This is a genomic window from bacterium, from assembly GCA_035307765.1.
Taxonomy (GTDB): domain Bacteria; phylum Sysuimicrobiota; class Sysuimicrobiia; order Sysuimicrobiales; family Segetimicrobiaceae; genus Segetimicrobium.
In genome coordinates this window covers 1-24,719 of the sequence record DATGHU010000005.1, presented here as the reverse complement: position 1 = coordinate 24,719, position 24,719 = coordinate 1, and the positions used below count along the sequence as shown (strand labels likewise).

Genomic DNA, 24,719 nt, shown 5'->3' with positions numbered 1-24,719 from the left:
CTGTGATATGATTACAACGTTTTGGAGAGAGGCGGGTGGCGGCAATCCAAGGACTGCTGACGGACCCTGAGGCACTTCGAACGCGTATCCGCGATGCTCTTGCCGCGCGGGGTGGGGCGCCCAGGCCGCTGGCCCCCGGGCTGAGACGCGCGGCCGTGCTGCTCCCCATCGTGCACAGCGGGGGGGAGGCGGCGCTGCTGCTCACGAAGCGGACCGATACGGTCGAGCGCCACAAGGGGCAGATCTCGCTACCGGGGGGGGTGATCGAACCGGACGAGTCGCCACAGGCGGCCGCGGTCCGGGAGACCAGCGAGGAAATCGGGGTGCGGGTTGAGGACATCACCATCCTGGGGTCCCTGACGGAGGAGGAGACCGTGGTCTCCGGGTTCGTCCTCGCCCCGTTCGTCGGCAGCATCCCGTACCCTTACCCGTTTCGGCTGAGCCCGGGCGAGGTGCAGGCGGTGCTCGAGGTGCCCATTCGCGTGCTGCTCGATCCCCGGAACGTCCGGACGGAGACGTGGGATCGAGGGGGCGACCCCCGGCTGATCTATTTCTATTCGATCGGATCGGACCTGGTCTGGGGGGCCACCGCCCGGGTGATCACCCAGTTTCTCCAGGTGGTGTTCGACGTCTCGATCCCCCACAGCGCGGGCCGGGGGTAGGTCCCCCGCGCTCGGCGAGGAGCCGGCGATGCGCGTAGCGATCTTCTCGGACGTTCACGGTAACCTCCGGGCCCTCGAGGCGGTGCTGGCCGAGCTGGCGGCCCGGGGCCCGTTCGATCAGGTGATCAACGGGGGAGATCTGGCCTTCGGCGGACCCCGGCCGCGCGAGGCGATGGATCGCCTCATGCAGGGCCGGTACCCGACCGTCCTGGGCAACACCGACGTGTGGATCGCGGGGATCGAGGAGGGTGGGGGCAGCGTGGTGGCTTGGGCGCGGCAGCGGCTCCTCCCGCGTCACGAGGCGTTCCTGCGGGCGCTTCCGAGCTCCCACCGCGTCGAGCCTCCGGGAGAACCGCCGCTGGTGGTCGTCCACGCCACCCCCACCAGCCTGAGCGATGTTCTGGAGCCCGATGCCTCCCCCCACGAGATCGCGCGCCTGTTCGAGCAGGCGCGTACCCGGACGCTGGTCTACGGGCACATCCACCGGCCCTACGCTCGGGAGGTCGCGGGCGGGCTGGTCGTCAACACGGGCAGCGTCGGATTCCCCTTCGACGGGATCCCCCAGCCGTCGTTTGCGATCTGTGAGCTGAGCGGGGGGCGGTGGCGCGCTGAAATCGTCCGCGTGTCCTATGACGTCGAACCCGTCGCCCAGGAACTGCTCACGAACACCCATCCGGACGGGGCGACGTTCGCCCGGCGCCTCCGGATCGCCCGCGTCTCCGGCTAGGGCTGGACCGGGCCGTGCGCCGTTTCACCGGGAAGGTTGCCCTCGTCACCGGCGCCGGCCGGGGGCTCGGCCGGGCGATCGCGAAGGCGCTGGCCCAAGAGGGCGCCGCGCTCGCGCTGCACTACCACGAGAGTGCCGAGGGGGCGGCCGCGGCGGCGGAAGACGCCACGCGGCTCGGCGCACGCACCCTGCGGGTTCGGGCCGATGTCTCCGACGCCGCGGAGGTGCGCCGCATGATCGGCGAGGTCCACGGGGCGTTCGGCCGGGTGGACATTCTCGTGAACAACGCCGGGGTGTTTAGCCGCGCCCCCCTGCTCGAGGTGACCGAGGCGGACTGGGACCGGGTGGTCGGCGTCAACCTCAAAGGGACGTTTCTCTGCACCCAAGCGGCGGCGCGGATCATGCAGGCCCAGCAGTCCGGCGTCATCGTCAACCTGGCCAGCGGCGGCGGGCTCTCGCCGCGACCGGGCTACGAGACCTCCGCGCCCTACGCGGCGAGCAAGGCGGGAGTGATCATGCTCACTCGGCGCCTGGCCCTGGAGCTCGCGCCCCACATCCGGGTGAACGCCGTCGCCCCGGGGATCGTCGAATCCCGGCCGGGGTGGAACGCCGACGTCCGCGTACGGCTGGGCGCGGTGTCGTTGCTCAAGCGCGTCGGGGCGCCCGAGGCGATCGCCAACGCCGTGGTGTTTCTCGTCTCGGACGACGCCGCGTCGATCACCGGGCATACGCTCGTCGTCGACGGCGGGACGGTGCTGCGATAGCGCGGATCGGGCGAAGGGTGAGACGATGAGCACCGATTACCACATGCACCTGGAGCGGGGGCCGTGGACCCTGGAGTGGCTGGAGCGGTTCGTAACGATCGCACAGGAGCGGGGGCTCCGCGAGATCGGCTTCAGCGAGCACCCGCACCGGTTCCGCGAGTGCCGCGCCATTTACCCCGCCTCCCTTTCCTGGGTGGACGAGCGCAACACCGAGTCCCTGGACACGTACCTCCGGCTGATCGAGCAGGCGCGCGGCGCCGGGCTGCCGGTCCGGGTGGCGCTGGAGTGGGACTACATTCCGGGGTTCGAGGCCGCGCTCGAGCGCGCGATCCGCGCCTACCCGTGGGATTACACGATCGGCTCCGTGCACTGGCTGCCCCCGCAGGATCGGGGCGGCGAGTGGTGGGGGTTCGACAATCCGGACCTGGTCGGCGAGTGGGAGCGCCGGGACGTCCACGACGCCTATCGGCAGTACTTTCGCATCATCGCGCGGGCGGCCGAGACCGGTTGCTTCGACGTCATTGGGCACGCGGACGTGATCAAGGTGTTCGGCTACCGGCCGAAGGTGGACATCTCGGAACTCTATGAGGCCGCCGCGCTGGCGTTTGCCCGCGCCGGGGTCTGTGCCGAGATCAACACCGCGGGGTGGCGCAAACCGGTGGGGGAGATCTACCCGGCGCCGGCGTTCCTGCGCGCCTGCCGTCGGGCGGGGGTCCCCACGCTGATCAACTCAGATGCCCACCTGCCCGAGGACGTGGGCAGGGATTTCGACCGGGCCGCGGCCGCGGCGAGGGAGGCCGGGTACACGGAGGTGGCCACTTTCGCCGGCCGTGTCAGGACGATGGTGCCGCTGTGATGGATCCGCGGATCCGGCGCCTGAACGAGGAGCGGTTCAGCCGTACCGCCGAGGTGTTTGCCGCCAGCGGGGTGATCGGGAGGTTGTCGGAGATCGACACCCTGCTTCGCCTGACGGCGCCGACTTCCGCCGACCTCCTCCTGGACGTGGCCTGCGGGCCGGGCCGGCTGCTGCGGGCCTTCGTCCCGCACGTCCGGATGGCCGTGGGACTCGACCTGACGATGAAGATGCTCGGGATCGTCCGGCGGGAGCCCGGCGCGCGCCCCCCCGCGGCCCTGCAGGTCGTCCGCGGAGAGGGCGAGCGGTTGCCGTTTCGCGATCGGGCGTTCACGATCGTCTCGACCACGATGGCCATCCACCACTTTGCGGATCCCCGGCGAGTTCTTGACGAAATGGTGCGGGTCTGCCGGGGGGCGGGGAGGATCGCGGTGGGCGACCTGGTCGGTTCCGCGGACGACGCGGCGCGGGCCCGGCAGAACGAGATCGAACGCCTCCGCGATCCGTCGCACGTCGAGGTGCGCAGCCCGGCCGGCCTCGAAGCGCTCGTGACCGCGTGCGGCCTGACGATCACCGGACGGGCGTCCGGCGTGCAGGTTCGCGAACTCGGCGAGTGGTGCCGGCTGGCCGCAACCCCGGACGAGGTCGTCCCACGGCTCAAGGAGATGCTGCGCCGGTCCGCGGAGGGCGATCGGGCCGGCATGCAGCCCGCCCTCGTCGGCGGGGAGTGGCGCTTCCGCCATCACTGGCTGACCCTCGTCGCGTCGAAGCCGTGATCGAGTGCGGCGGGGCGGACCGGCGCCGCGCGCCCGATGACGAACCGGCGGCGCAATGCGATTACGGGGAACCGAGGAGGACCGCCCGCACTCCCTCGCCGGCCTGATGATGCGGTGCGTACCCGAGCGAGCGGATCTTGCTGATGTCGAAGTGGCGGTCCGTGTAGAAGACCCCGACGTCATGCCGCGAGAGGCCGGCGAGCGCCGGGATCCTCCCGAGCCGCCCGGCGATCCGGGCCGGGCGGACCAGCGCTGAGGCCACCCATCGCGGGAGGGGCAGCAGGTGCGGCGATCGCCCCAGGGCGCCGGCGATCCAGCGAATCACCTGCCTCACCGGGTAGGAGGCACCGTCGGTCACGTTGTAGGCGTCGCCGGGCCGGCCGCGCTCCATGACGATGAGGTGCGCGGCTGCGACGTCTTCCGCGTGGACGAGGTCCAGCACGTGACGCCCGCCATCGGGGAGGGGGAGGAGGGGCAGCGCCGCGATGCGCCTGAGCTGCGGGAGGAAGTACCGATCGCCCGCCCCGTACACGATGCACGGGCGCACCATCACGCAGTCGACCGACGGCTCCGCCTCCCGCAGCAGCTCTTCCGCTCGGACCTTCGAGATCCCGTAGGCGCCTCCGGGGTACGGAGGCGCGTCTTCGGGGATGTCGTACCCGGAACGGTCCCCGTAGACGGCGACCGAGCTCGTGAATGCGATTCGCCTCACCCCGCGGCTTCGGGCCGCCGCCAGCAGCCGCCGGGTGCCCCCTACGTTCGTCTCCAGGATTTTGTCGTCCGGAGACTGCAGGCCGAGCAGGGCCGCAGCGTGATGGATCTCCCCGATGCCGTCGCATGCCCGCTCGAGGCTCTCGGGTTCGCCGAGGTCCCCCGCAGCGATCTCCACCGTGGACCCGAAGAGGGCGCGGGCTCGATCGGGAGCCCGGGCAAGGACGCGAACGGATCGCCCCCGGGCCCGCAGGGCGCGGACGATGGCGGCCCCGATCATGCCGGTTGCGCCGGTCACCAGGACTCGCGTGCCAGTCACGTCGGTACGGCCCACTCCAATCCCGGCCCGTCGCGACCGGCCGTGGTTCGAGACGCGGGAGGGGCGCCGAGGGCGTGGTCTCGAAGGTCCGGCGAGCCCAACCCCTCGACCTGACCCTCCTCTACATCCACGGCCGACTCCCCTTCAGCGCCGCCCGACCCGGTGAGAAGCGACGTCAGCCACCCACCGAGAGACGGGGGGCGCGAGGTTCCCTCGGGGCGCTCCCGGATGCTATAATTTGATGCGTCCGCACTCTTCCCTGGAGGTCCCCGGCATGCAGGATCTTACGTTTCCGTTTCTCTCCCCTCAAATCGTCGCGGGGTTAACCGGGTTGACCCCGAGGACGCTTCGGCGCCTCCGGACGCACGGCATCCCGCCCGCAACCCGGTCGCGGCGCGCGCGCGCGCCCCGCGCGGGCCCGCTGTATTCCTGGCAGGATGTCGAGCACCTCCAGCGGGCGACGTACTTGCTCAAAGCCAAGCGTCTGCCGCTCCCCGAGGTTAAGCAGTTCCTCGAACAGAGCGCTGCCGCTTCGATCGACCGCGACTGGGTGATCGCCCGGCCGAAGCCCCACTCCCGGCGCCGGCCGCTGGGCGGCGCCGCCGACGCCCGAAGTTCGCCCGCTCGACGGATGCGGTGAGGCGGGTGCGGTGAAGGTCTACCTGGACCACGCGGCGACCACTCCGGTCGACCCGCGCGTCCTCCAGGCGATGCTGCCGTTCTTCGTCGAACGGGCGGGCAACGCCAGCAGCATGCACGCGTTCGGGCAAGAGGCGAGGGGCGCGGTGGATCACGCGCGGGCGCAGGTGGCGGAGACCATCGGCGGGCGCGCGAGCGAGATCGTCCTGACGAGCGGCGCCACCGAGTCCGACAACCTGGCCGTCCTCGGCGTGGCGCTCGCCACGGAGGGCCGCGGCCGGCACATTGTGACGACCGCGATCGAGCACCACGCGGTCCTGGAGGCCTGCCGCTTTCTCGAGCACCGGGGGTATGCGATCACCTATGTCCCCGTGGACGGGCGGGGCATTGTCGATCCCGAAGAGGTGCGCCGGAGTCTCCGCCCGGACACCGTGCTCGTCTCGGTGATGGCGGCCAACAACGAGATCGGGACCTTCCAGCCGGTGGCGGAGATCGGCGCGATCTGCCGCGACCGGGGCATCCCGTATCACTCGGACGCGACCCAGTTGGTGGGCGCCGCCCCGATCGATGTCGGCGCCCTTCACGTCGATCTCCTCTCGATGTCCGCCCACAAGCGGTACGGGCCGAAGGGAGTAGGGGGGCTCTACGTCCGCGGCGGCACTCCGCTCCTCCCCACGCAGCACGGGGGAAGCCATGAGCGCGGGCGGCGGGGCGGGACCGAAAACGTCCCCGGGATCGTCGGGTTTGGGACGGCTCTTCGGGTCGCCGCGCAGGAAATGGACTCGGAGCGTGCGCGCCTCACCGCCCTCCGCGATCGGTTCATTGGCGAAGCGATGGCACTACCCGGGGCGCATCTGAACGGTGATCCGGTCCGGCGCCTCCCCAACAACATCAACCTATCGTTCGATGGCGCCGACAGCCAGTCGCTGGTGATGGGGCTCGATCTGCAAGGAGTGGCGGTCAGTTCGGGCTCGGCCTGCACGTCCGGCAGCATCGAGCCGTCCCACGTGATTCAGGCGCTCGGCCTGCCCCCGCGCCTGGTCGCCGGGGCCGTCCGGATCACCCTGGGCCGCGGGACGACCGACGCGGACGTGACCTACGCGCTCGATGTCCTGGGCAAAGTGGTGACCCGGCTCCGGCAGGCGGCGTAGAGCCGCCTCCCCCCCCAACCATCGAAGGTCCCCGCTTCCACGTCTCGGCCCCCGGCGGCCGAGCGGCGCTGTGCTATACGGCCGGCTCCCCAAATGGGCGCCCGACCGCCAGCGCCAGCCGCAGGCCCGCCTCGAGGTCGAGGTATTCCGGATCGGGCACGGCGCCCACCGCATCGACCACCCGGCTGTAGAAGTTCCGGGCCGCAGCCGCCAGGATAATGTCGAGGATCTCGGCGTCGGCGAAGCCGTGGCCCCGCAGTTCATCCACATCCGCTTGCGTCACCCTGTAAGCGTGCAGCGTGACCTTTTCCGCGAACGCGAGCATGGCGACGTCCGCGGCGGCCAGCCCGGCGTGCCGGTAATCCCGAACGATGGCTTCCACCTCTCCCTGCTGGAAGAACTGTCCACGGAGCACCGCTCCGTGAGCGAGCGTTCAGTAACTGCACCGCAAACGGGCGGCAACGACGGTGGTGATCAGTTCATACCGGCGGGGATCGATGTGGGCGCGGACGGCCATGCTGAGGGCGCGCCATGCCGTCGTGACGTCCGGCCGGAGGCTGAGCGCCCGGGTGTGGTTGGCCACCGCGCCTGTGCTCTTGAGATCGCCCTCGTAGACTTGCGCAAGCGCGCCGGTGGCTTCTTCCGGCGGAATCGTCTCGATAAACGCCATACCCCTCACCTCCGGATGGAGCTGTCTGGGTGCACACAAGGTCCTCTTCCGGGCATGCTTCGGATCCCCCGCGGGCGCACCGGCCTGCGATCCGCAGGTCGACGGGCATGCCGACGGCACGGCGATGCGCCTCGACTCCCCCCCGGGACCGCATCGATGACCGACAGAGCGTGCGGGTAAAGGTCGTTACTCCTCGTCGGGCACCTGCGCGTCGCCCAGACGACCGATGCGCTTCTCGCGCGTCGGCCCACCCTTCGGGGGATCGATGTGCTCGTGCCAAGATCCCTTTTGTACCGGTCCCAGTTTGCCGAAATCGTCCGGGCAGATGAGGATCTTTTTGAGGCGCGACTCGGGAAGAATCCCCGCCGCGGGTCCTTCCAGTCTGGCCATCCAGCCCGCGCTCCCCAACCTGAACTCTTTCCCGCACTTCAAGCAAGTTGCCATCGTTGTCGCCTCCTTTCCACACGCCATCATACCTCGCGTGCGCGGGGCCTTCCAGAGTCGCGCGCCCGCCGGTGGCGCCGCACCGGTGTCGTTGACAGGGTCTCCCAAGTCTGCAATCATAATCGTAATGATGTCCGCGTATGTCCCTGTACTCGTCCATCTCATCCTCGCGACGCTGCTGGCGGTGACGCTGCTTGGACTGCACCGGTTGGCGGGCGGCCGGTTCCCCTCGCTGGAGAAGTCGCTCCCCTACGAATCCGGGGTCTGGCCGATCGGCAGCGCGCAGGGGCGGGTGCCGATCCGCTACTACCTCATCGCGATGCTGTTCATCCTCTTCGATGTCGAGATCGTGTTCGTGTACCCGTGGGCGGTGCTCGTGCGTGCCCTGGGGAGGTCGGGGCTCCTCGAGATGTTCACCTTCCTCGCCATCTTGGGATGCGGGTACGTCTATCTCTTGAAGCGGAAGGCGCTGGAATGGGAGTGATCACCACCGAGCACGATGTCGAGCGGAACGTGCTCACGACGACCGTGGATCGGATGGTGGCCTGGGCGCGCAAGAGCTCAATGTGGCCCGTGCAGTTCGGGCTGGCCTGCTGCGCGATCGAGATGATGTGCACCGCCGCATCGCGGTTCGACATTGCCCGGTTCGGGTCCGAGCTGTTCCGGGCTTCCCCGCGCCAATCCGACCTCATGATCGTCGCCGGCCGGGTGAGCCAGAAGATGGCCCCGGTCGTCCGCCACATCTACGATCAGATGCTCGAGCCGAAGTGGGTGATCGCCATGGGGGACTGCGCCAGCACGGGGGGGCTCTACAATAACTATGCCGTCGTGCAGGGCGTGGACAAGATCATCCCCGTCGACGTGTACGTGGCCGGGTGCCCGCCCAGACCCGAAGCGCTGATCCACGGGTTTCAGCTTCTCCAGGAGAAAGTTGCTCACGGATCGTCCGTCAGGCGGGCTCCCTGAGCCCCCGGCCCGCCCATGGATCAGCAGTCGATCCTCGACCGGCTTCGTCCGCATGTGCCGTGGGGGCTCACCACTCCGCGCGATGAGGGGGGGCGCGCCGTTCTACTCGCGACCCCGGGGGTGCTGCTCGAGGTCCTCACGGCGGCCCGGACGCATCTCGCCCTCGATTGTCTCGTCGACCTGACCTGTTGGGACCGGTTGCCGGCGTCGCCCCGGTTTGAGATCGTATACCTCCTGGGGCAGGGGGGCGGCGCCGATCGGCTCACGGTCAAGGTCCAGGTGGAGGGGGAACCGCCGCATCTCTCCACCGCGGTGGGCGTCTACCCGGGCGCGGGATGGCCGGAGCGCGAGGTCTACGACATGTTCGGGGTGGTGTTTGACGGGCACCCAGACCTCCGGCGGATCCTGATGCCGGACGATTGGGAAGGCCATCCCCTGCGGCGCGATTTTCCGTTGACCGAGGAAGCGGTGGAGTTTAAAGGGCACACCCCCAAGGTGCCCAGCGAGATCATCCCGTTCTTCCGCCCGCACAGCCCGTCGGGATCGGGGGGCGACCCGCCCCCGGGGAGCGAATGAGCGAGCTGACCCGAGAGACCCTCACCATCAACATGGGGCCCCAGCATCCCGGGACCCACGGGTTGCTGCGGCTCATCTTGGAGCTTGAGGGGGAGGTCGTCCGGACGTGTACGCCGGTTCTCGGGTACCTCCACACCGGGATCGAGAAAGAGATGGAGACGCGCACCTACCTCCAGAACGTGACGCTCGTCGACCGGATCGAGTACGTGGCGAGCTACCTGGAGGAGATGGCGTTCTATCAATCGGTGGAACGCCTGTTGGGGATCACCCCGCCGCCCCGTGCCCGGTACATCCGGATCCTGATGTGCGAGCTCAATCGGATCGCCAGCCACCTCGTCTACCTTGGAGCGGCCACGCTCGACCTGAACGTCACCAGCGCGTTTCTGTACTGCTTTGCGGACCGGGAGCGGTTCCTGGATCTCTCGGAGATGGTCTCGGGGCAGCGGATGATGCCGGGGTACTTCCGGCCGGGCGGGGTTGCGGAAGACCTGCCGGAGGAGTTCTTCCCGGCGGCGCGAGCGTTTCTCGAGGAGATCCCCCGCCGGGTCGATGAATACGAGGCGCTGCTCGACGACAACCTGATCTGGCGGGAGCGGACCGAGGGCGTCGCCGTCCTGTCGTCCCGGGAGGCGATCGCGCTCGGTGCGACCGGGCCGGTGCTTCGAGGGTCCGGGATCCGGCACGACGTCCGCAAGCTGCTGCCGTACGGCGGGTACGACGAGTTCGACTTCGACGTCCCCACCCGGAACGAGGGCGACGCCTATGCCCGGTACAAGGTGCGGATGGAAGAGATGCGCCAGAGCCGCCGCATCGCGGTCGCGGCCCTGGAGCGGCTCCCGGCGGGGCCGGTGATCACCGATGATCGCAAGATCGCGCTGCCCCCGCGGCGCGAACTCATCGGGAGCATGGAGGCGCTGATCCACCAGTTCAAGCTGGTGAGCGAGGGGATCCACCCTCCGGCCGGCGACGCCTACGTGGCCACCGAATCGGCGCGCGGGGAGAAGGGATATTTCGTCGTCAGCGACGGCAGCAACCGGCCCGCCCGGGTCCATGTCCGGGCCCCGTCCTTCTACAACCTGCAGACGCTCCCCGCGATGGTGGAGGGGCGTCCCTTGGGCGATGTGGTGATGGCGATCGCCAGCATCGATATCGTCCTCGGGGACGTGGACCGCTGATGGCTCGGGCGCTTTCTCAGGCCGCCCTCGAGGAGATCGCCCGCCTCACCCGGCTCTACCCACAGACGCGGTCGGCGGTGATGCCGGCGCTGTACGCCGCGCAGGAGGAGATCGGCTACCTCACCGAGGGGGCGATGGCCGACGTCGGGGAGGCGCTCGGCCTTCCGCTGACCGAGGTGATGTCGGTCGCCACCTTCTACGAGATGTTTCATCTCGAGCCTCCCGGACGGTACCACATCCGCATCTGCACGAACCTGTCCTGCTACCTGAACGGCTGCGAGGGGGTCGTGAGCCACCTGTGCGCCCGCCTGGGGATTCGCCCCGGCCAGACCACGGCGGACGGCCGGGTGACGCTGGAAGCGGTGCAGTGCCTGGCGGCGTGCGAAGAGGCGCCCGTGCTCCTGGTGAACGCGGAGCGGCACGCGCGGGTCACCGTCGGGACGATCGACGATCTCCTCGCCGGGCTGAAGTAGGATGGCGCGCCCGCTCCTGACCCGATACTTCGGTCAACCCGGCCGCGAGCGGATCGACGCCTACCTGCAGACCGGGGGCTACCGGGCGGCGACGACCGTCCTGCGCGACCTCACTCCCGACAAGGTCGTCGAGATCGTGGAGGGCGCCGGGCTTCGCGGCAGAGGGGGGGCCGGCTTCCCCACCGCTCGCAAGTGGAAGCTCACGCCGAAGCGCGAGGGGGAGACCCGCTACCTCGTCGTGAACGGCGACGAGAGCGAACCGGGAACCTTCAAAGATCGCACGCTGCTGGAGGAGGATCCCCACCAACTGCTGGAGGGGATCATGATCGCCTGCGTGGCAAACCAGGTGCACCGGGGGTTCGTCTACCTGCGCGGAGAATTCTTCACCGCCTACGAACGGCTCACCCGGGCGCTCGCCGACGCCTACGCCCGCGGGTACTTCGGGAAGAACATCCTGGGGAGCGGATTCGACCTCGAGGTGGTGATCCACCGCGGTGCCGGCGCGTATATCTGCGGCGAGGAGACGGCCCTGCTGGAGAGCCTCGAGGGGCACCGCGGGTTTCCCCGCCCCAAACCCCCGTACTATCCCGCGGTGAAGGGGCTGTACAGCCACCCCACCGTCCTGAACAACGTGGAGACGCTCTGCCACCTCCCGCACATCATCGCGCTGGGTGCGGAGGGCTACCGCGCGTACGGGCCGCCCGTGCTCTACTCGGTCTCGGGCCACGTGGTCGACCCCGGGGTGAAGGAGCTGCCGCTCGGCACATCGCTGCGCGAGATCATCTTCGACCACGCCGGCGGGCTGCGGCCGGGCCGGACGCTGAAGGCGGTGTTTCCCGGCGGGTCGTCGTCGGCGATCATCCTTCCGGACCTCCTCGATACCCCGGCGGACTTCGAGTCGCTGGCCAAGGCCGGGTCGATGCTCGGGTCGAGTGCGATCATCGTCATGGATGACTCGACCTGCATCCCGACGGTGATGCGGCGGCACGCGGAGTTCTACCGTGACGAGTCGTGCGGGAAGTGCACCCCGTGCCGCGAGGGGACGATCTGGTTGACCCAGATCTTCGACCGGATCCTGGAGGGGCGGGGGCGGATGGAGGATCTCGACCTCTTGGACGGAATCGCTCGGAACATGACCGGGACGTGCTTCTGCCTGCTGGGCGAGAGCGTGCCGCCGAGCCTGAGGGCATCGCTCAAGTATTTCCGCCCGGAGTTCGAACACCACATCAAGACCGGGACGTGTGACGTCCGGGCCGCGGGCGGCGTGCCGGCGTGAGCGGGAGCGGCCCGGCGGGGGGAAGCCCGATGCGGATCGGAACGGGGGAACCGAAGCGATGAGCGAGGAGAGGATCCCGATGGTCCACCTCACCATCGACGGCCGGCCGGTGGCCGTCCCCAAAGGGACGACGGTGTGGCAGGCGGCCCGTCAGCTCGGGGTCGAAATCCCCGTGTTCTGCTACCACGATCGGATGCCCCCGCTCGGAGCCTGCCGGATGTGTTTCGTGGAGATCGAGAAAATGGCCAAGCTCGTCACCTCCTGCACGCAGGAAGCCGGCGAGGATATGGTGGTCCGCACCCAAACCGAGCGGGTGCGGCTGGGCCAGCAGGGCATTCTCGAATTCCTCCTGGTCAACCACCCGCTCGATTGCCCGATCTGCGATAAGGGCGGCGAGTGTCCGCTCCAGGACAACACGCTCAAGTTCGGGCCCGGGCAGAGCCGGTTCATCGAGACAAAGCGGACGTTCCGCAAGCACATCCCGATGGGGCCGATCCTCGTCCTCGACCGCGAACGGTGCATCCTCTGCTGGCGATGCGTCCGGTTCGGCGAGATCCTGGCGGGGGACGATGCGCTGAAGGGGTTTGAGCGCGGGTACCACAGCCAGATCGGCACGCCGTTTACGGAGCCGGTGCGCAGCAAGTTCATCGGCAACACGATCGAGATCTGCCCGGTGGGGGCGCTGACCAGCGCGACCTATCGGTTCCGGGCCCGGCCGTGGGACAACGAGCACGTCCGGAGCGTCTGTCCCCACTGCGGCTGCGGCTGCACGACGCAGCTCGACGTCCGGGGCGGGGCGCTGATCCGGACGCGGCCGCGCGAGCATCCCGAGATCAACGACATCTGGCTGTGCGACAAGGGGTTCTTCGGGTACGAGTTTGCGAACAGCCCGGAGCGGCTGACCGTCCCCCTCGTCCGCCGCGGGAGCGAGCTCGCCGAAGCGACGTGGGACGAGGCGCTGGACCGGGTGGCGCAGGCCCTCCGGGCCGCGCCGCCGGAACGCGTCGGCGTGATGGGCGGGGCGCGGACGACGAACGAGGACAACTACCTCCTGCTGAGGCTGTTTCGGGGGATCGTCGGGACCAACTCGATCGACTTCCGCACGGAGACCGCGCATCCGCAGCCGGCGGCGAGGACGCCGTGGGGGCTCGATATCCCCATCGGGGATGTCGAGCGGGCGGACGCGATCGTCCTCGCGGGGTGCGACCTGACCGAGGAGTATCCGATCATCTGGCTGCGCGTCAAGAAGGCGATCGACCGCGGCGCCCGTCTGATCATCGTCGCCCCGTGGGATCTCGAGATCGGGCGGTGGGCGCACCACGTGCTCGTGCATCGGGCGGGGGCCGAGGTGGCCCTGCTCGGCGCGCTGGCGGGATGCGTGCCGCCCGAGGCCGCCGCGGCGGGGGCGGAGGTTCCGGCCGCCCAGATCCGCGCCGCCGCCGCCGCGCTCGAAGGCGCGGGCCGGCGATTGGTCCTGGTCGGGCGGGCCGCGTTGGAGCGGCCGGACACCGCGCAGGTGCTCACCGCGCTGGACGGGCTCCGTGCCGCGTACGGGGGTGCCGACTTCGGAGTGTTGCGCGGCCGCGGGAACAGCGGGGGGGCTCAGGTGCTCGGACTGCTCCCCGACATGCTCCCCGGATACCGGCCGCTGGGGGACCCCGGGGCGCGGGCGGCGGTGGAAGCGGCGTGGGGGCGGGCCGTCCCGACCGTCCTCGGCCTCACGGTCCGCGGCATGCTCGAGGCCGCCCGGGGCGGTGCGCTGGCCGTCCTCTGCGCGGCCGGTGCTGACCCGGCGACGGACTACCCCGACGCGACCGCCTGGGCCGAGGCCCGCCGGCGGCTGGGGTTTCTCGTCGTGCACGAACTGTTCCTGACCCGAACCGCCGCCTCCGCCGACGTCGTGCTGCCGGCCTTGAGCTTTGCCGAGAAGGCCGGGACGGTCTGCAACATCGAGGGGCGCGTCTTGCGGCAGGATCAGGCCAGGCTCGGCCCGGGCACGGCCCGGTCCGATGCCTGGATCTTCTCGCAGATCGCCTCCCGGCTCGGGACCGAGGTGGGCGCCGCGGGGTGGGAGGACGTGTTCGCGCAGATCGGCTCGTTGGTCCCCGGGTGGAGGGACGGCGCCCGACTCGCGCCGCCGCGCCCGCCGGTGGAGGCCGCGGCCGCATCGGTCGGCCCGCTGCCGCCCGGGGGGGACGGCGACTTCGCGCTGCTCACGGGAAGCCGCCTCTTCGATCGCGGCACGATGGCGCTCCGCTGCCCCGGGATTCGCCACCAGGCCGGCGAGCCGTTCGTGGTGGTTCACCCCCAGGACGCTTCACGCCTCGGTCTCGTGGATGGCGCGCCGTGCCAGGTCCATTCCCTCAGGGGAACGCTGCGGCTCCCCGCGCGGATTTGGGCGGGGGTGCACCCCGGCGGGGTCTATATTCCCCGGGGATTCGATGCGGCGCCGGTCACCCGCCTGGAGGACGAGCGAGGACCGGTGAGGGTGACCGTGCAGGCGCTGGTCGCGGCGGACGCGGCCGGGTAACGGAGCGGCGGGGGAGATGCTCGCGGCGATCCTCGTGGATGCGATCCGAAGCGCGGTGATCCTGGGCGCGGTGCTGACGGCGTTCGCGTACGTCACGCTGCTGGAGCGCCGGTTGCTTGCGCGCTTCCAGCTGCGGATCGGCCCAAACCGCGTGGGACCGTTCGGCCTGCTGCAGCCGCTCGCCGACGGGATCAAGCTGATCTTCAAGGAGAGCTTTGTGCCGGCCCAGGCCGACCGGCTCGTGTATACGCTCGCGCCGATCATCACGGTGGTGGCGGCCCTCTTCGTGTATGCCGTGATCCCGATCGGGCCGCCGATCCACCTGTTCGGCCGGGAGATCGCGCTGTACGTGGCCGACGTCAACGTCGGTATACTGCTGGTGCTCGCCGCCAGCAGCGTCGGCGTCTACGGGATCATTCTGGGAGGCTGGGCCTCGGACAGCAAGTACTCACTGCTCGGCGCGCTGCGCAGCAGCGCCCAGGTGATCTCCTACGAACTGACGCTGGGGCTCGCCGTGCTGGCCGTCGTGATGATGGCGAACTCCCTCAGCCTGGTCGACATCGTCCGCGCGCAGACGCGCGGCTGGTACATCCTGACGCAGCCGGTGGCATTTCTCCTCTTCCTCGTGGCGGGTCTCGCCGAGACGAACCGCGCTCCGTTCGACCTGCCCGAGGCGGAGCAGGAGCTGACCGCCGGCTACCAGACCGAATACGGTGGGTTCGCGTTCGCGATGTTCTATCTCGGCGAGTACGTGGGGGTGATCACGATGGGGGCCCTGATCGCGACCCTCTTCCTCGGCGGGTGGCAGGGCCCGTGGGTCCCCTCCGTGCTGTGGTTCCTGATCAAGGTCTTCGCGGTGGTCTGCCTCTTCATCTGGATCCGGGCCACGCTCCCCCGGCTGCGCTACGATCAACTGATGGCGTTGGGGTGGAAGGTGCTGATCCCGGTGGGCCTCGCCAACCTCGCGATCACCGCCGTCCTGCTGGTCTGGCGCGGGGGCGCGGGATGAGGCCGGGCGCGCTCGAGGAACGCCTCCGCCGGACCTGGGCGACGGTGAAAGGGCTGGGGATCGTGGGCCGGTACCTCTTCCGCCGGCCGATCACGATCCGTTATCCGGAAGAGAAGCCCGCGGTCCAGCGACGGTTCAAGGGCCGGCACTACCTCACGCTCTTCGCCGACGGGATGGAGCGGTGCGTGGGGTGCGAACTGTGCGTGATCACCTGCCCCAGTCAGTCGATCTACGTGCGGGCGGAAGAGAACGATCCGCTGCGTCCCATCTCCAAGGGGGAGCGGTACGCCGCCGACTTCCAGATCAACATGCTGCGGTGCATCTTCTGCGGGTTCTGCGAGGAGGCGTGCCCGACCGGTGCCATCGTTCTCGGGCACGAGTACGAGCTCTCCGGCTACACCCGCGACTCGCTCATCTATACGAAGGAGCGGCTGACCGAGCGCGTCCCCGGCGAATCGGGACGGGATCCCAACCGGGAGATCTAGATGGCGGTCCTCTTCGCGGTGGTGGCCGGTCTCGCCCTCGCCGGAGGGGTCGGGGTGATCGCGTCGCGCCGCCCGGTCCACAGCGCGCTGTCCCTGCTGCTGGTCCTCGGCAGCCTGGCGGTCGAGTACCTCCTCCTCGACGCGCAGTTCATCGCCGCGCTGCAGGTGATTATCTATGCCGGGGCGATCGTCGTGCTCTTCGTGTTCATCATCATGCTCCTCCACGCGCGCAGCGGAGAGGAGCCTCGGCTCCGCCCCGTGCTGCCGACCGCCTGGGGGATTCCCCTGTGCACGGCGGTCGGCCTGGTCCTTCTGTTCGTCGTGGCCGGCGCCGGCCGGCCCCCCGCCGCGACCGGGGAGGAGTTCGGCACGGTTCAGGACGTGGGGCGGGCGCTCTTCTCGCGGTTTCTCCTCCCGTTCGAGGCGGCGTCCGTGGTGCTGCTGATCGGGATGATCGGGGCGGTTGCGCTGGGGAAGCGGCTTCCCGCGGCCGCGACCGGAGCGCCCCCCTCCGGCAGCGGCGAGGGCGGCCGGTGATCGTCCCCGCCCCGTACCATCTGGCACTCAGCGCCGTCCTGTTTACCTTGGGGATGGTGGGGGTGCTCGTCCGCCGGTCCGCGCTGGTGGTCTTCATGTCGATCGAGCTGATGCTCAACGCGGCCAACTTGGCCCTGGTGACGTTTGCGCGCCTGCACGGCTCGGTGGACGGCCAGGTGGTGGTGTTCTTCATCTTGGTGGTCGCGGCGGTGGAGGTCGTGATCGGATTGGCGATGATCGTCGACATCTTCCGATCCCGTGAGACGGTGGACATCGATGACGTGCACCTCCTCCGCGGGTAGGGCCCGCACCGGACGGCGGCAGGGATGATCCCGTTCCTCGTGGTCCTCATCCCCGCGCTGCCGCTGGCCGGATGGGCGGTGAACGGCCTGTGGGGGGCGCGCCTGCGGCGCGCGGCCGTCGCCGCCATCGCCTGCGGAACGGTCGCCGCGGCGTTCGTGGCGTCCGTCGGGCTCTTGTGGTGGATCCAGCGGTTTCCGCTCGGCGGGGGGGCGCCCGGGAGCCTGCCGCGAGCCGTCGACCTCTACTCGTGGATCGCCACCGGGCCGGTCCAGGTCCCGCTGCGCCTGATCGTCGACCAGCTCTCGGTGACGATGGGGCTCGTCGTCAGCGGCGTGGGGCTGTTGATCCACGTCTACTCCGTGGGCTACATGGCCGAGGATCCGGGGTTCGCGCGGTATTTCGCCTACCTGAACCTGTTCATGGCTTCGATGCTCACCCTCGTGCTTGCCGGGAATCTGGTCGTGATGTTCATCGGCTGGGAGGGGGTCGGACTCTGCAGCTACCTCTTGATCGCCTTCTGGTATGCCCGCCCCCAGGCCGCGGCGGCCGGCGTCAAGGCGTTTCTCGTGACCCGCCTCGGCGACGTCGGGTTTCTCCTGGGCATCTTTCTGGCGTTCGGGATCTTTGGGACGACGGACTTCGTGGTGATGACGCGGGAGGCCGCCGGGCGGCTCGCGCTGGGGGGAGGGGCCGCCACCGCCCTGGCGCTGCTCTTGTTCGCGGGGGCGGCCGGCAAGTCGGCGCAGCTCCCGCTGCACGTGTGGCTTCCGGACGCGATGGAAGGCCCCACGCCGGTGAGCGCGCTGATCCACGCCGCGACGATGGTGACGGCCGGAGTCTACCTGATCGTGCGGCTGCACGCCGTGTTTCTCCGCGCGCCGCTGGCCATGGATGTGATCGCGGCGGTGGGAGCGGTGACGGCGGTGTTCGCCGCGGCCTCGGCCCTCGTGGAGCCGGACCTGAAGCGGGTGCTGGCCTACTCCACGATCAGCCAGCTCGGGTACATGTTTCTCGCGGTCGGGGTGGGGGCGTTCGGGGCCGGGATTTTCCACCTGACCTCGCATGCCTTCTTTAAGGCCCTGCTGTTCCTTGCCGCGGGCAGCGTGATGCATGCGCTGGGGGGGGAGACCGACATGCGCCGGATGGGCGGGTTGGGCCGCCGGCTGCCCCAGACGGCTGCGGCGTTCGCCGTTGGCGGTCTGGCCCTCGTCGGGATTCCCCCGCTCAGCGGATTCTTCAGCAAGGATCTGATCCTCTCGCAGGCCTTTCACGCGCGGGTCTGGCTGTGGGGGGTGGGGGTGTTGGCGGCGGGGCTCACCGCGGTCTACACCGTCCGCGCGTACGCGCTGACGTTCCTCGGAACGCCGACGAACGGCGCGCGCGTCGCGGCCCACGACCCGCCCCCGTCGATGCGCGGGCCGATGTGGGTGCTCACCGTGCTTGCGGCGATCGGGGGGGCGCTGGGCTGGTCGTTCGGCCGGCCCGGGACGCTGGAGCGTTTCCTCCATCCCGTCCTGAGCGTGGGCGGGGAGTTCGCGCTCCGGGCCGGCGGCTCAGGGGTGGCGGAGGGGGTTCTCGTGTTCGCCAGCGTGGCGGTCGCGTTCCTCGGCGTCGCCCTGGGATGGCTGGCGTACGTCCGCCGGGCGCTCCGCGGCACCATCCTCCCCCTGGCGCAGCTTCTGAGCCACCAGTTTTATATTGAAGCCCTCTACGCCGCGGCGGTGACCCGCCCCGCCCGTTCGCTGGCCCGGCTGCTCTCGGTCGGCGATCGGGTCGTCATCGATGGCGCGGTCGTCGGGGTGGCCCGCACGATCGGCCGATCCGGGGAGGCGCTCCGGAGCGGCCAGACGGGATACCTCCGGCACTACGCGGCGTTTGTGCTGGTCGGCGCGCTCCTGATCCTCGTCTACTGGATGTGGCGTTGATGGGCCCGCTCAGCTGGCTGATCGTCCTCCCACTCGCCGGCGCCGCCGCGGTCGCGGCGGTGGACCGGGGAGACGAACACACGATTCGACGAATCGGGGTCGCCACCGCCGGGGTCGTGTTTGTCATCGCGGCCCTGGTGTGGTGGCGGTTCGTGCCGGGCGTGGCCTCGCTGCAGTTCGAGGAGAAGGTCCCGTGGGTCCCGGTGGCCGGGTTGACCTATCACCTTGGCGTCGACGGGTTATCGGTCAGCCTGGTCGCGCTCACCGCGTTGCTCTTCCCTCTGGCGCTCGTGGCCGCCGGGACACAGGTGGAGGGGCGGACGAAGGCGTTGACGATCACGATCCTCCTCCTCGAGGGGGGGATGCTGGGGATGTTTCTCGCCCAAGATCTCGTCCTGTTTTACGTGTTCTGGGAGGGGATGCTGATTCCGATGTACTTCTTGATCGCGCTGTGGGGCGGGCCCGGACGGGCGCCGGCGGCGATCAAATTTTTCCTCTACACGATGGCGGGCAGCGTGCTGATGCTGCTCGGGCTCGTGGCGGTGTACCTCCAGGGCGGGATCCTTCTCGGACGGCCCACCTTCGATCTGCCGGCGCTGCTCGCGCATCCGCTGGGGCTCCCCGGGGCGATGGCGGACCTGCTGTTCCTGGCGTTCGCCGTGGCCTTCGCGATCAAGATGCCGGTCTGGCCGCTGCATACGTGGCTGCCCGACGCCTACGCGGCGGCCCCGCCGGTGGTGACCGTGCTGCTGGCGGCGGTGATGGCGAAGGCCGGAGCCTACGGCTTCTTGAGGTTCTGCCTGCCGCTGTTCCCCGCATCGGCGCGCGCGTTCGGCCCCCTCCTCTCGACGCTCGCCGTCATTGGGATCCTCTACGGCGGCGCGATCGCGTGGGCGCAGGGCGATCTGCGCCGTCTGCTCGCCTACGGAAGTATGAGCCACATGGGGTTCATCCTGCTGGGAATCTTTGCGTTCAACCAGACGGCGATGCAGGGGAGCCTCATCCAGATGATCAACCACGGCATCAGCACCGGGGCGCTGTTCCTGATCGCCGGGATGCTCATCCGGCGGACGGGCCGCACCGAGGCCGCCGAGTACGGCGGCCTGGCGGCGGTTACCCCGGCGCTGGCCGGCGCGACGATGATCGTGGTCCTGTCGTCGCTCGCGCTCCCGGGCACGAACGGGTTCATCGGTGAGTTCCTGATTCTCCTGGGGACCTTTCAGACGCGGCCGGCCGACGCGGTGATCGCGACGTTCGGGGTTGTGATCGCGGCGGCGTACCTGCTCGCCTTCGTCGGCCGGATCTTCCACGGGCCGCTGCGGGACGGCCTTGGGTCGACGCCGGACCTCCGCCGCGGAGAGGTCGCGCTCCTTGTGCCGCTGATCGCGGCGATCCTATGGGTCGGGTTCGACCCGCATCCGCTCCTGGTGCGGAGCGAGGCGACGGTGCAGGCGCTCCTGGAGCGGTTCCCGGCGGGGGAGGTCGCCGCGCCCCTCGCCCGCGGGGCGGCCAGTGGGAGCCGCGCGCGGTGAGAGGCGGGGACCTGGCGCTGATCGCGCCGGAGCTGGTGTGTGTGGTGGCAGCGTTCTTCGTGCTGCTCCAGGACGCGTGGAGCACCGGGGCGACGCTCGAACCCGAGGTCCCCACGACGCGCACGGCGTGGTGGGCGCTCGTCGCGGTCGCGCTGGCGCTGATCTGGGATCTGGGGAGCGGAACGCACGGCTCGGCGTTTGCCGGCACGTACATCCGCGATTCCCTGACCCGGGTCGCCGATCTCGCGGCTCTGGCCACGGCGGGCGTCGGCATTCTGCTCTCCCCGGCCTACCTGACCCGAGTCCGGCTGCCCGCGGGCGAGTACTACGCGCTTGTCTTGCTGAGCACGGTCGGGGCGATGTTGATGGCGGGCAGCGCGACGCTGATCACCTTGTTCTTGGGCCTCGAGCTGTTGAGCTTGCCCCTGTACGTGCTGGCGGGGATGGCGAGGCGGAGCGAGCGGTCGCAGGAAGCCGGGTTGAAGTATCTCCTCCTCGGCGCCTTCGCCACCGCCTTCTTCGTGTACGGCGTCGCGCTGATCTACGGCGCGGCCGGGTCGATCGACCTCCGCCGGATTGCCCTGGCGTCGCCCTCCCCGCTGCTCCGCATTGGGATCGGGCTCGTCACCATCGGGCTGGCGTTCGAGGCGGCGTTGGTCCCCTTCCACGCCTGGGCGCCCGACGTCTATGAGGGGGCACCGCTCCCGGTCACGGCGTTCATGTCGGTCGTGGCGAAGATCGGGGCGTTCGCCGGGTTGCTGCGGGTGTTTCCTTTGGGCCTCCCCCTGCTCACCGCGCAGTGGGCCCCGATCCTGGCGGCGCTGGCGATGGTGACGCTGGTGGTGGGGAACCTGGCCGCGCTGTTCCAGACGAACCTCAAGCGGCTCCTGGCCTACTCGGGGATCGCGCATGCCGGCTATCTGCTGATCGGGGTCGCCGCAGGGGGAGCGGCGGGGGTCTCGAGCGTGCTCTTCTATCTGCTGGTCTACGCGAGCATGAACCTGGGAGCGTTCGGCGTGCTGCTGCTGCTCGAGCGGCGAGGGGAGGAGGCCGACCGGGTGGAGGATCTGGCCGGCCTGGCCGGCCGGGCGCCGTGGGCCGCCGCCGCCTTGATCGTGTTCATGGTGTCGCTGGCGGGGCTGCCGCCGACGGCGGGGTTCATCGCCAAGCTGTATCTGTTCCGCGCCGCCCTAGAGGGGCACCAGACCGCCCTCGCGCTGGTGGGCGTCCTCACGAGCGTGGTCTCCGTGTACTACTACCTCCGCGTCGCCTACGTCGCGTGGAGTGGTGAAGGGCCGCCTGGGGTGCAGGTGGTGCGCAACGGGTTCGTGGGGGCGGCGCTGGTGCTCGCCACCTTGGGCGTGCTCTGGCTGGGGGTGTTCCCCGCGGCGTTCACCGCGGCAGTCGAGCAGGCGGCCCGGGCGGTCAGGTAGAATCTCGGGCCGTGGCTTCCGACCCGGAGTTCGATGCGATCGTGGTAGGGGCGGGCCCCGGCGGCGTGTCGGCCGCGCTGACGATGGCGCGCGCCGGCCTCAGCGTCGTGCTCTTCGAGCGCGGCGAGCGGCCGGGCGTGAAGAACGTCATGGGCGGCGTGATGTACGGGCGGATGCTGGCCGACGTCGTGCCGGAGTTTTGGAAGAGCGCGCCGATGGAGCGGGTCGTCACCGATGAGCGGCTGTGGCTCACCACCGCCGACAGCGCGGTGACCGCGGGCCACAAACACCTTCCCCATTCCACCGAGCCTCCCAACGCGTTCACCGTCCTGCGGGTCCCCTTTGACGCCTGGTTTGCGGAGCAGGCGGAGGCCGCGGGCGTCCTGCTGATTCCCGGAACCACCGTCGAGGATGTGATCCGGGAGCGCGGTCGGGTCGTGGGGGTCCGCACCGGCCGCGAGGACGGGGACCTGCGCGCCCCCCTCGTGGTGATCGCCGACGGGGCGAACTCGTTCCTCGCGCAGAAGGCCGGGCTGAGCCGACCGCTGGCGCCCAACGAGATGGCGCTGGTGGTGAAGGAGATCATCGCGCTGCCGGCAGAAGCGATCGAGGAGCGGTTCACGCTCGAGCCGGGGATCGGCGCGACGATTGAGGTCTACGGCGCGGTGACCCGCGGGATGGCGGGGTACGGCTTCATCTACACGAACCGCGAGTCGTTGTCCGTCGGGATCGGCGCGCTCATCTCCCAGTTCATGGAGACCCGGATCACCCCCTGGGATCTGCTGGAAGGGTTCAAGGGGCATCCGATGGTCGCCCCCCTCCTGCGGGGCGGCGCGGTCCGCGAGTACCTGGCGCATGCGATCCCGGAAGGCGGCTTCCGGGCGATGCCGCGCCTCTTCGACGACGGCGTGATGGTCGTGGGGGACGCGGCGATGATGGTGAATAACCTCCACCGCGAGGGGAGCAACCTGGCGATGGCCGCCGGGCGCATGGCCGGGGAGACCGCGATCCAGGCGAAGCGGAGCGGGGACTGGTCCGCCCGGACGCTGTCCCAGTACCGGGAGCTGCTGGAGGCCTCCTTCGTCCTCCAGGATCTCCGGAAGTACGAGCGCCTGCCCGACCTGGTCGAGCGGCGCGCCGAGCTGCTGGCGATCTACCCGGAGCTGCTGAGCGAGGCGATCCACGAGATGTTGACCGTGGACGGTATGGGCAAACGTGAGAAGCAGCGCCGCATCCTCCGCCGGCTGCTCGCCCGGCGGCCGTGGTGGCGCCTGATCCGCGATGCGTACGAAGGGTGGAGGGCGATGGGATGAAAATCGAGGAGAAGCTCTACATGCTGCGGTGGAAACACGACAAGCGGTCGCACATCAGCATCACGGACCAGCGGGTCTGCCTGGAGGCCTGCGGGACGCGGTGGAAGAGACCCTGCACGACCTTCTGTCCGGCGAACGTCTACGTCTGGGACAGCGAAAAGATCGTGGTGTCCCACGACAACTGCGTCGAGTGCACATCCTGCGTGCTCGGCTGCCCCTACCGGAACATCGATTGGCGGCTGCCGCGGGGAGGTTTCGGCATCGAGTGGCAGCACGGCTAGCCGGCGCGGTCGGCGGCGTGGTGCGAGCGGAGGAACCACATCCCCCAGATGATCAGGACCAGGGCCGCCATCTGCCCCCAGGTCAGAAACGCCGCGGTGCGGTCCGCGCTGCGCAGCAGGTCGAGGAGAAACCGCAGGGTCGACGACGCGATCATTGCCGTCCAAAACAACCAGCCGTCGTACGGACGTCGCCCCCCGGCCCGGACGATCCAGGCGAGGATGAGCGCGGTCCCCGCCATCTCGTAGAGCTGGAGCGGGTGGCGCGCCCCCCCCGACACCCCCGGAAAGACGATCCCCCAGGGGAGCGTCGTGGGATCGCCGTACAGCTCCCCGTTCATGAGATTCCCCCACCGCACGAGGATGATCGCCACGAGGATCGCCGGCGCCATCGCATCGGTGAGCCGCCAGATCGGTACCCGGTGGCGACGGCACCAAAGCGCGAGGAAGGCGAGCCCGAACGCAATCGCGCCGTGGGAGGCCAACCCGGCATACGGGGGGCGAATGATCGCCAGAGGGTCGCCCAGGAACTCCTGCGGATGCGACACGACGTATCCGACGCGCGCCCCGACCAGGAGCGTGGCCAGAAAGGGGAACGCCAGCGAATCGACGATCAGGGATCTCGCGATCCCAAACCGCTCGCCGAAGCGGGCGGTCAACGCGACGCCGAGGGTCATCGCCAGGGCCATCATGGCGCCGTACCAGCGGAGGAGGAACGGGCCGAGTCGCACGAGCACCGGGTGCATGGACGGCCTCAGTATAGGGTGTCCCTCGCCCGTGTCAACTCATTTAAGAATCTAACCGGGAGGGGGATCGTCGCGTCATTTAAATTCTTACCGGGGCCCTAGCGCGGCTGCGACGGTGCGGGCGGGTGGGGAAGAGCCAATCGTTGTTCCAGTGACGGGGGCGTGGGGTGAAGCGCGCGCTGACGGCAGGGGGCGGCAGGGGGCGGCAGGGTCGTGTGCCGACGATTGGCGAGCCGATAGATCCGCTGGAGTTTGCGGTCGATGGCGGCCGCCAGGGCAAAGGGATCCAGGCGAGCGCGGAGACCCTGCAAGGCGCGGAGGGCGGCCGGGTCGCCGACCCCTGAGGCCAGGAGCCGATCGAAGGGCGTTTGCGGGCGATCATACTGGCGGCAGATCCGGGCGCCCACGCGCTGCTTGCGGAGGAGCTTCACGGAGGGTTGGTAGAG

Annotated in this window: 29 protein-coding genes; 23 read left to right on the top strand and 6 right to left on the bottom strand. The window is 69.8% G+C overall.

Features of this window, described 5'->3' with window-relative positions:
- Positions 1-35 precede the first annotated feature (35 nt).
- The 5 genes from VKV57_00660 to VKV57_00640 are packed head-to-tail and all read left to right on the top strand — an operon-like array spanning position 36 to position 3,782.
- Positions 36-662 carry a CoA pyrophosphatase gene (locus VKV57_00660; GenBank protein HLW58415.1) on the top strand — a complete coding sequence of 209 codons (627 nt, stop codon included), beginning with the start codon at positions 36-38 and terminating at the stop codon, positions 660-662.
- A gap of 28 nt (positions 663-690) precedes the next feature.
- Entirely contained in the window at positions 691-1,389 is a 699-nt protein-coding gene (locus tag VKV57_00655) for a metallophosphoesterase family protein (protein HLW58414.1), read from the top strand.
- Positions 1,390-1,403: 14 nt separating this feature from the next.
- Complete coding sequence (locus VKV57_00650) at positions 1,404-2,153, top strand: glucose 1-dehydrogenase (protein ID HLW58413.1); 750 nt, start codon at positions 1,404-1,406, stop codon at positions 2,151-2,153.
- A gap of 25 nt (positions 2,154-2,178) precedes the next feature.
- Positions 2,179-3,009: a histidinol-phosphatase HisJ family protein gene (locus tag VKV57_00645; GenBank protein ID HLW58412.1), complete on the top strand. Its 831-nt coding sequence runs from the start codon at positions 2,179-2,181 to the stop codon at positions 3,007-3,009.
- The gene (locus VKV57_00640) at positions 3,009-3,782 is read left to right on the top strand and encodes a class I SAM-dependent methyltransferase (protein HLW58411.1); all 774 of its coding nucleotides are present in this window, start codon (positions 3,009-3,011) and stop codon (positions 3,780-3,782) included. Before VKV57_00645 ends, VKV57_00640 begins: the two co-directional genes overlap by 1 nt.
- 61 nt (positions 3,783-3,843) lie before the next feature.
- Here the strand turns inward: VKV57_00640 and VKV57_00635 are convergent, their stop codons facing one another.
- Complete coding sequence (locus VKV57_00635; protein ID HLW58410.1) at positions 3,844-4,812, bottom strand: NAD-dependent epimerase/dehydratase family protein; 969 nt, start codon at positions 4,810-4,812, stop codon at positions 3,844-3,846.
- 274 nt (positions 4,813-5,086) lie between these two features.
- Between VKV57_00635 and VKV57_00630 the strand changes: the two genes are divergently transcribed.
- Positions 5,087-5,452 carry a MerR family transcriptional regulator gene (locus tag VKV57_00630; GenBank protein HLW58409.1) on the top strand — a complete coding sequence of 122 codons (366 nt, stop codon included), beginning with the start codon at positions 5,087-5,089 and terminating at the stop codon, positions 5,450-5,452.
- Positions 5,453-5,462: 10 nt separating this feature from the next.
- On the top strand, positions 5,463-6,602 hold the full coding sequence (locus VKV57_00625; GenBank protein ID HLW58408.1) for a cysteine desulfurase family protein: 1,140 nt from the start codon (positions 5,463-5,465) through the stop codon (positions 6,600-6,602).
- Between the two features lie 73 nt (positions 6,603-6,675).
- On the opposite strand, the gene VKV57_00620 is transcribed toward VKV57_00625, so the two are convergent.
- The 3 genes from VKV57_00620 to VKV57_00610 all read right to left on the bottom strand — a co-directional run bounded on the left by VKV57_00620 (position 6,676) and on the right by VKV57_00610 (position 7,662).
- Positions 6,676-7,017 carry a hypothetical protein gene (locus tag VKV57_00620; GenBank protein HLW58407.1) on the bottom strand — a complete coding sequence of 114 codons (342 nt, stop codon included), beginning with the start codon at positions 7,015-7,017 and terminating at the stop codon, positions 6,676-6,678.
- Positions 7,018-7,035: 18 nt separating this feature from the next.
- Positions 7,036-7,272, bottom strand: a complete 237-nt coding sequence (locus VKV57_00615; protein ID HLW58406.1) for a hypothetical protein — start codon at positions 7,270-7,272, stop codon at positions 7,036-7,038.
- Positions 7,273-7,458: 186 nt separating this feature from the next.
- Complete coding sequence (locus VKV57_00610) at positions 7,459-7,662, bottom strand: hypothetical protein (protein HLW58405.1); 204 nt, start codon at positions 7,660-7,662, stop codon at positions 7,459-7,461.
- A gap of 181 nt (positions 7,663-7,843) precedes the next feature.
- On the opposite strand from VKV57_00610, the gene VKV57_00605 reads away from it, so the two are divergent.
- From VKV57_00605 to VKV57_00530, 16 genes are read left to right on the top strand one after another with little or no spacing between them, the layout of a single operon-like run.
- Entirely contained in the window at positions 7,844-8,200 is a 357-nt protein-coding gene (locus VKV57_00605; GenBank protein HLW58404.1) for an NADH-quinone oxidoreductase subunit A, read from the top strand.
- Positions 8,191-8,682 carry an NADH-quinone oxidoreductase subunit B family protein gene (locus VKV57_00600; GenBank protein ID HLW58403.1) on the top strand — a complete coding sequence of 164 codons (492 nt, stop codon included), beginning with the start codon at positions 8,191-8,193 and terminating at the stop codon, positions 8,680-8,682. Before VKV57_00605 ends, VKV57_00600 begins: the two co-directional genes overlap by 10 nt.
- Positions 8,683-8,697: 15 nt before the next feature.
- A complete protein-coding gene (locus VKV57_00595) occupies positions 8,698-9,258 on the top strand; it encodes an NADH-quinone oxidoreductase subunit C (protein HLW58402.1) in 561 nt (186 codons plus the stop codon).
- Positions 9,255-10,433 (top strand): NADH dehydrogenase (quinone) subunit D, encoded by a 1,179-nt coding sequence (nuoD, locus tag VKV57_00590; GenBank protein ID HLW58401.1) that lies wholly within the window; start codon positions 9,255-9,257, stop codon positions 10,431-10,433. The genes VKV57_00595 and nuoD overlap by 4 nt, the downstream gene beginning before the upstream one ends.
- Positions 10,433-10,906: an NADH-quinone oxidoreductase subunit NuoE gene (gene nuoE / locus VKV57_00585; protein ID HLW58400.1), complete on the top strand. Its 474-nt coding sequence runs from the start codon at positions 10,433-10,435 to the stop codon at positions 10,904-10,906. Before nuoD ends, nuoE begins: the two co-directional genes overlap by 1 nt.
- A 1-nt stretch (position 10,907) precedes the next feature.
- Positions 10,908-12,182 (top strand): NADH-quinone oxidoreductase subunit NuoF, encoded by a 1,275-nt coding sequence (nuoF, locus tag VKV57_00580; GenBank protein ID HLW58399.1) that lies wholly within the window; start codon positions 10,908-10,910, stop codon positions 12,180-12,182.
- A 58-nt stretch (positions 12,183-12,240) separates the two neighbouring features.
- Positions 12,241-14,712 carry an NADH-quinone oxidoreductase subunit NuoG gene (gene nuoG, locus VKV57_00575; GenBank protein HLW58398.1) on the top strand — a complete coding sequence of 824 codons (2,472 nt, stop codon included), beginning with the start codon at positions 12,241-12,243 and terminating at the stop codon, positions 14,710-14,712.
- 16 nt (positions 14,713-14,728) lie between these two features.
- Positions 14,729-15,721 carry an NADH-quinone oxidoreductase subunit NuoH gene (gene nuoH, locus VKV57_00570; protein HLW58397.1) on the top strand — a complete coding sequence of 331 codons (993 nt, stop codon included), beginning with the start codon at positions 14,729-14,731 and terminating at the stop codon, positions 15,719-15,721.
- Positions 15,718-16,206, top strand: a complete 489-nt coding sequence (gene nuoI / locus VKV57_00565; GenBank protein HLW58396.1) for an NADH-quinone oxidoreductase subunit NuoI — start codon at positions 15,718-15,720, stop codon at positions 16,204-16,206. Before nuoH ends, nuoI begins: the two co-directional genes overlap by 4 nt.
- Positions 16,207-16,743: an NADH-quinone oxidoreductase subunit J gene (locus VKV57_00560; GenBank protein HLW58395.1), complete on the top strand. Its 537-nt coding sequence runs from the start codon at positions 16,207-16,209 to the stop codon at positions 16,741-16,743.
- Positions 16,743-17,045: an NADH-quinone oxidoreductase subunit NuoK gene (nuoK, locus tag VKV57_00555; protein HLW58394.1), complete on the top strand. Its 303-nt coding sequence runs from the start codon at positions 16,743-16,745 to the stop codon at positions 17,043-17,045. Before VKV57_00560 ends, nuoK begins: the two co-directional genes overlap by 1 nt.
- 24 nt (positions 17,046-17,069) lie before the next feature.
- Positions 17,070-18,971, top strand: coding sequence for an NADH-quinone oxidoreductase subunit L (gene nuoL / locus VKV57_00550; protein HLW58393.1), 1,902 nt, complete (start codon positions 17,070-17,072; stop codon positions 18,969-18,971).
- The gene (locus tag VKV57_00545) at positions 18,971-20,503 is read left to right on the top strand and encodes an NADH-quinone oxidoreductase subunit M (GenBank protein HLW58392.1); all 1,533 of its coding nucleotides are present in this window, start codon (positions 18,971-18,973) and stop codon (positions 20,501-20,503) included. Before nuoL ends, VKV57_00545 begins: the two co-directional genes overlap by 1 nt.
- A complete protein-coding gene (locus VKV57_00540; GenBank protein ID HLW58391.1) occupies positions 20,500-21,936 on the top strand; it encodes an NADH-quinone oxidoreductase subunit N in 1,437 nt (478 codons plus the stop codon). The genes VKV57_00545 and VKV57_00540 overlap by 4 nt, the downstream gene beginning before the upstream one ends.
- A gap of 11 nt (positions 21,937-21,947) precedes the next feature.
- A complete protein-coding gene (locus tag VKV57_00535) occupies positions 21,948-23,249 on the top strand; it encodes an FAD-dependent oxidoreductase (GenBank protein ID HLW58390.1) in 1,302 nt (433 codons plus the stop codon).
- Positions 23,246-23,530 carry a 4Fe-4S dicluster domain-containing protein gene (locus VKV57_00530; protein ID HLW58389.1) on the top strand — a complete coding sequence of 95 codons (285 nt, stop codon included), beginning with the start codon at positions 23,246-23,248 and terminating at the stop codon, positions 23,528-23,530. The genes VKV57_00535 and VKV57_00530 overlap by 4 nt, the downstream gene beginning before the upstream one ends.
- Here the strand turns inward: VKV57_00530 and VKV57_00525 are convergent.
- Both VKV57_00525 and VKV57_00520 read right to left on the bottom strand, forming a co-directional pair.
- The gene (locus VKV57_00525) at positions 23,527-24,273 is read right to left on the bottom strand and encodes a prolipoprotein diacylglyceryl transferase (protein HLW58388.1); all 747 of its coding nucleotides are present in this window, start codon (positions 24,271-24,273) and stop codon (positions 23,527-23,529) included. The two genes, VKV57_00530 and VKV57_00525, sit on opposite strands and share 4 nt — an antisense overlap.
- 98 nt (positions 24,274-24,371) lie before the next feature.
- Positions 24,372-24,719: hypothetical protein (locus VKV57_00520; protein HLW58387.1), on the bottom strand; the 348-nt coding region annotated here is incomplete at its 5' end.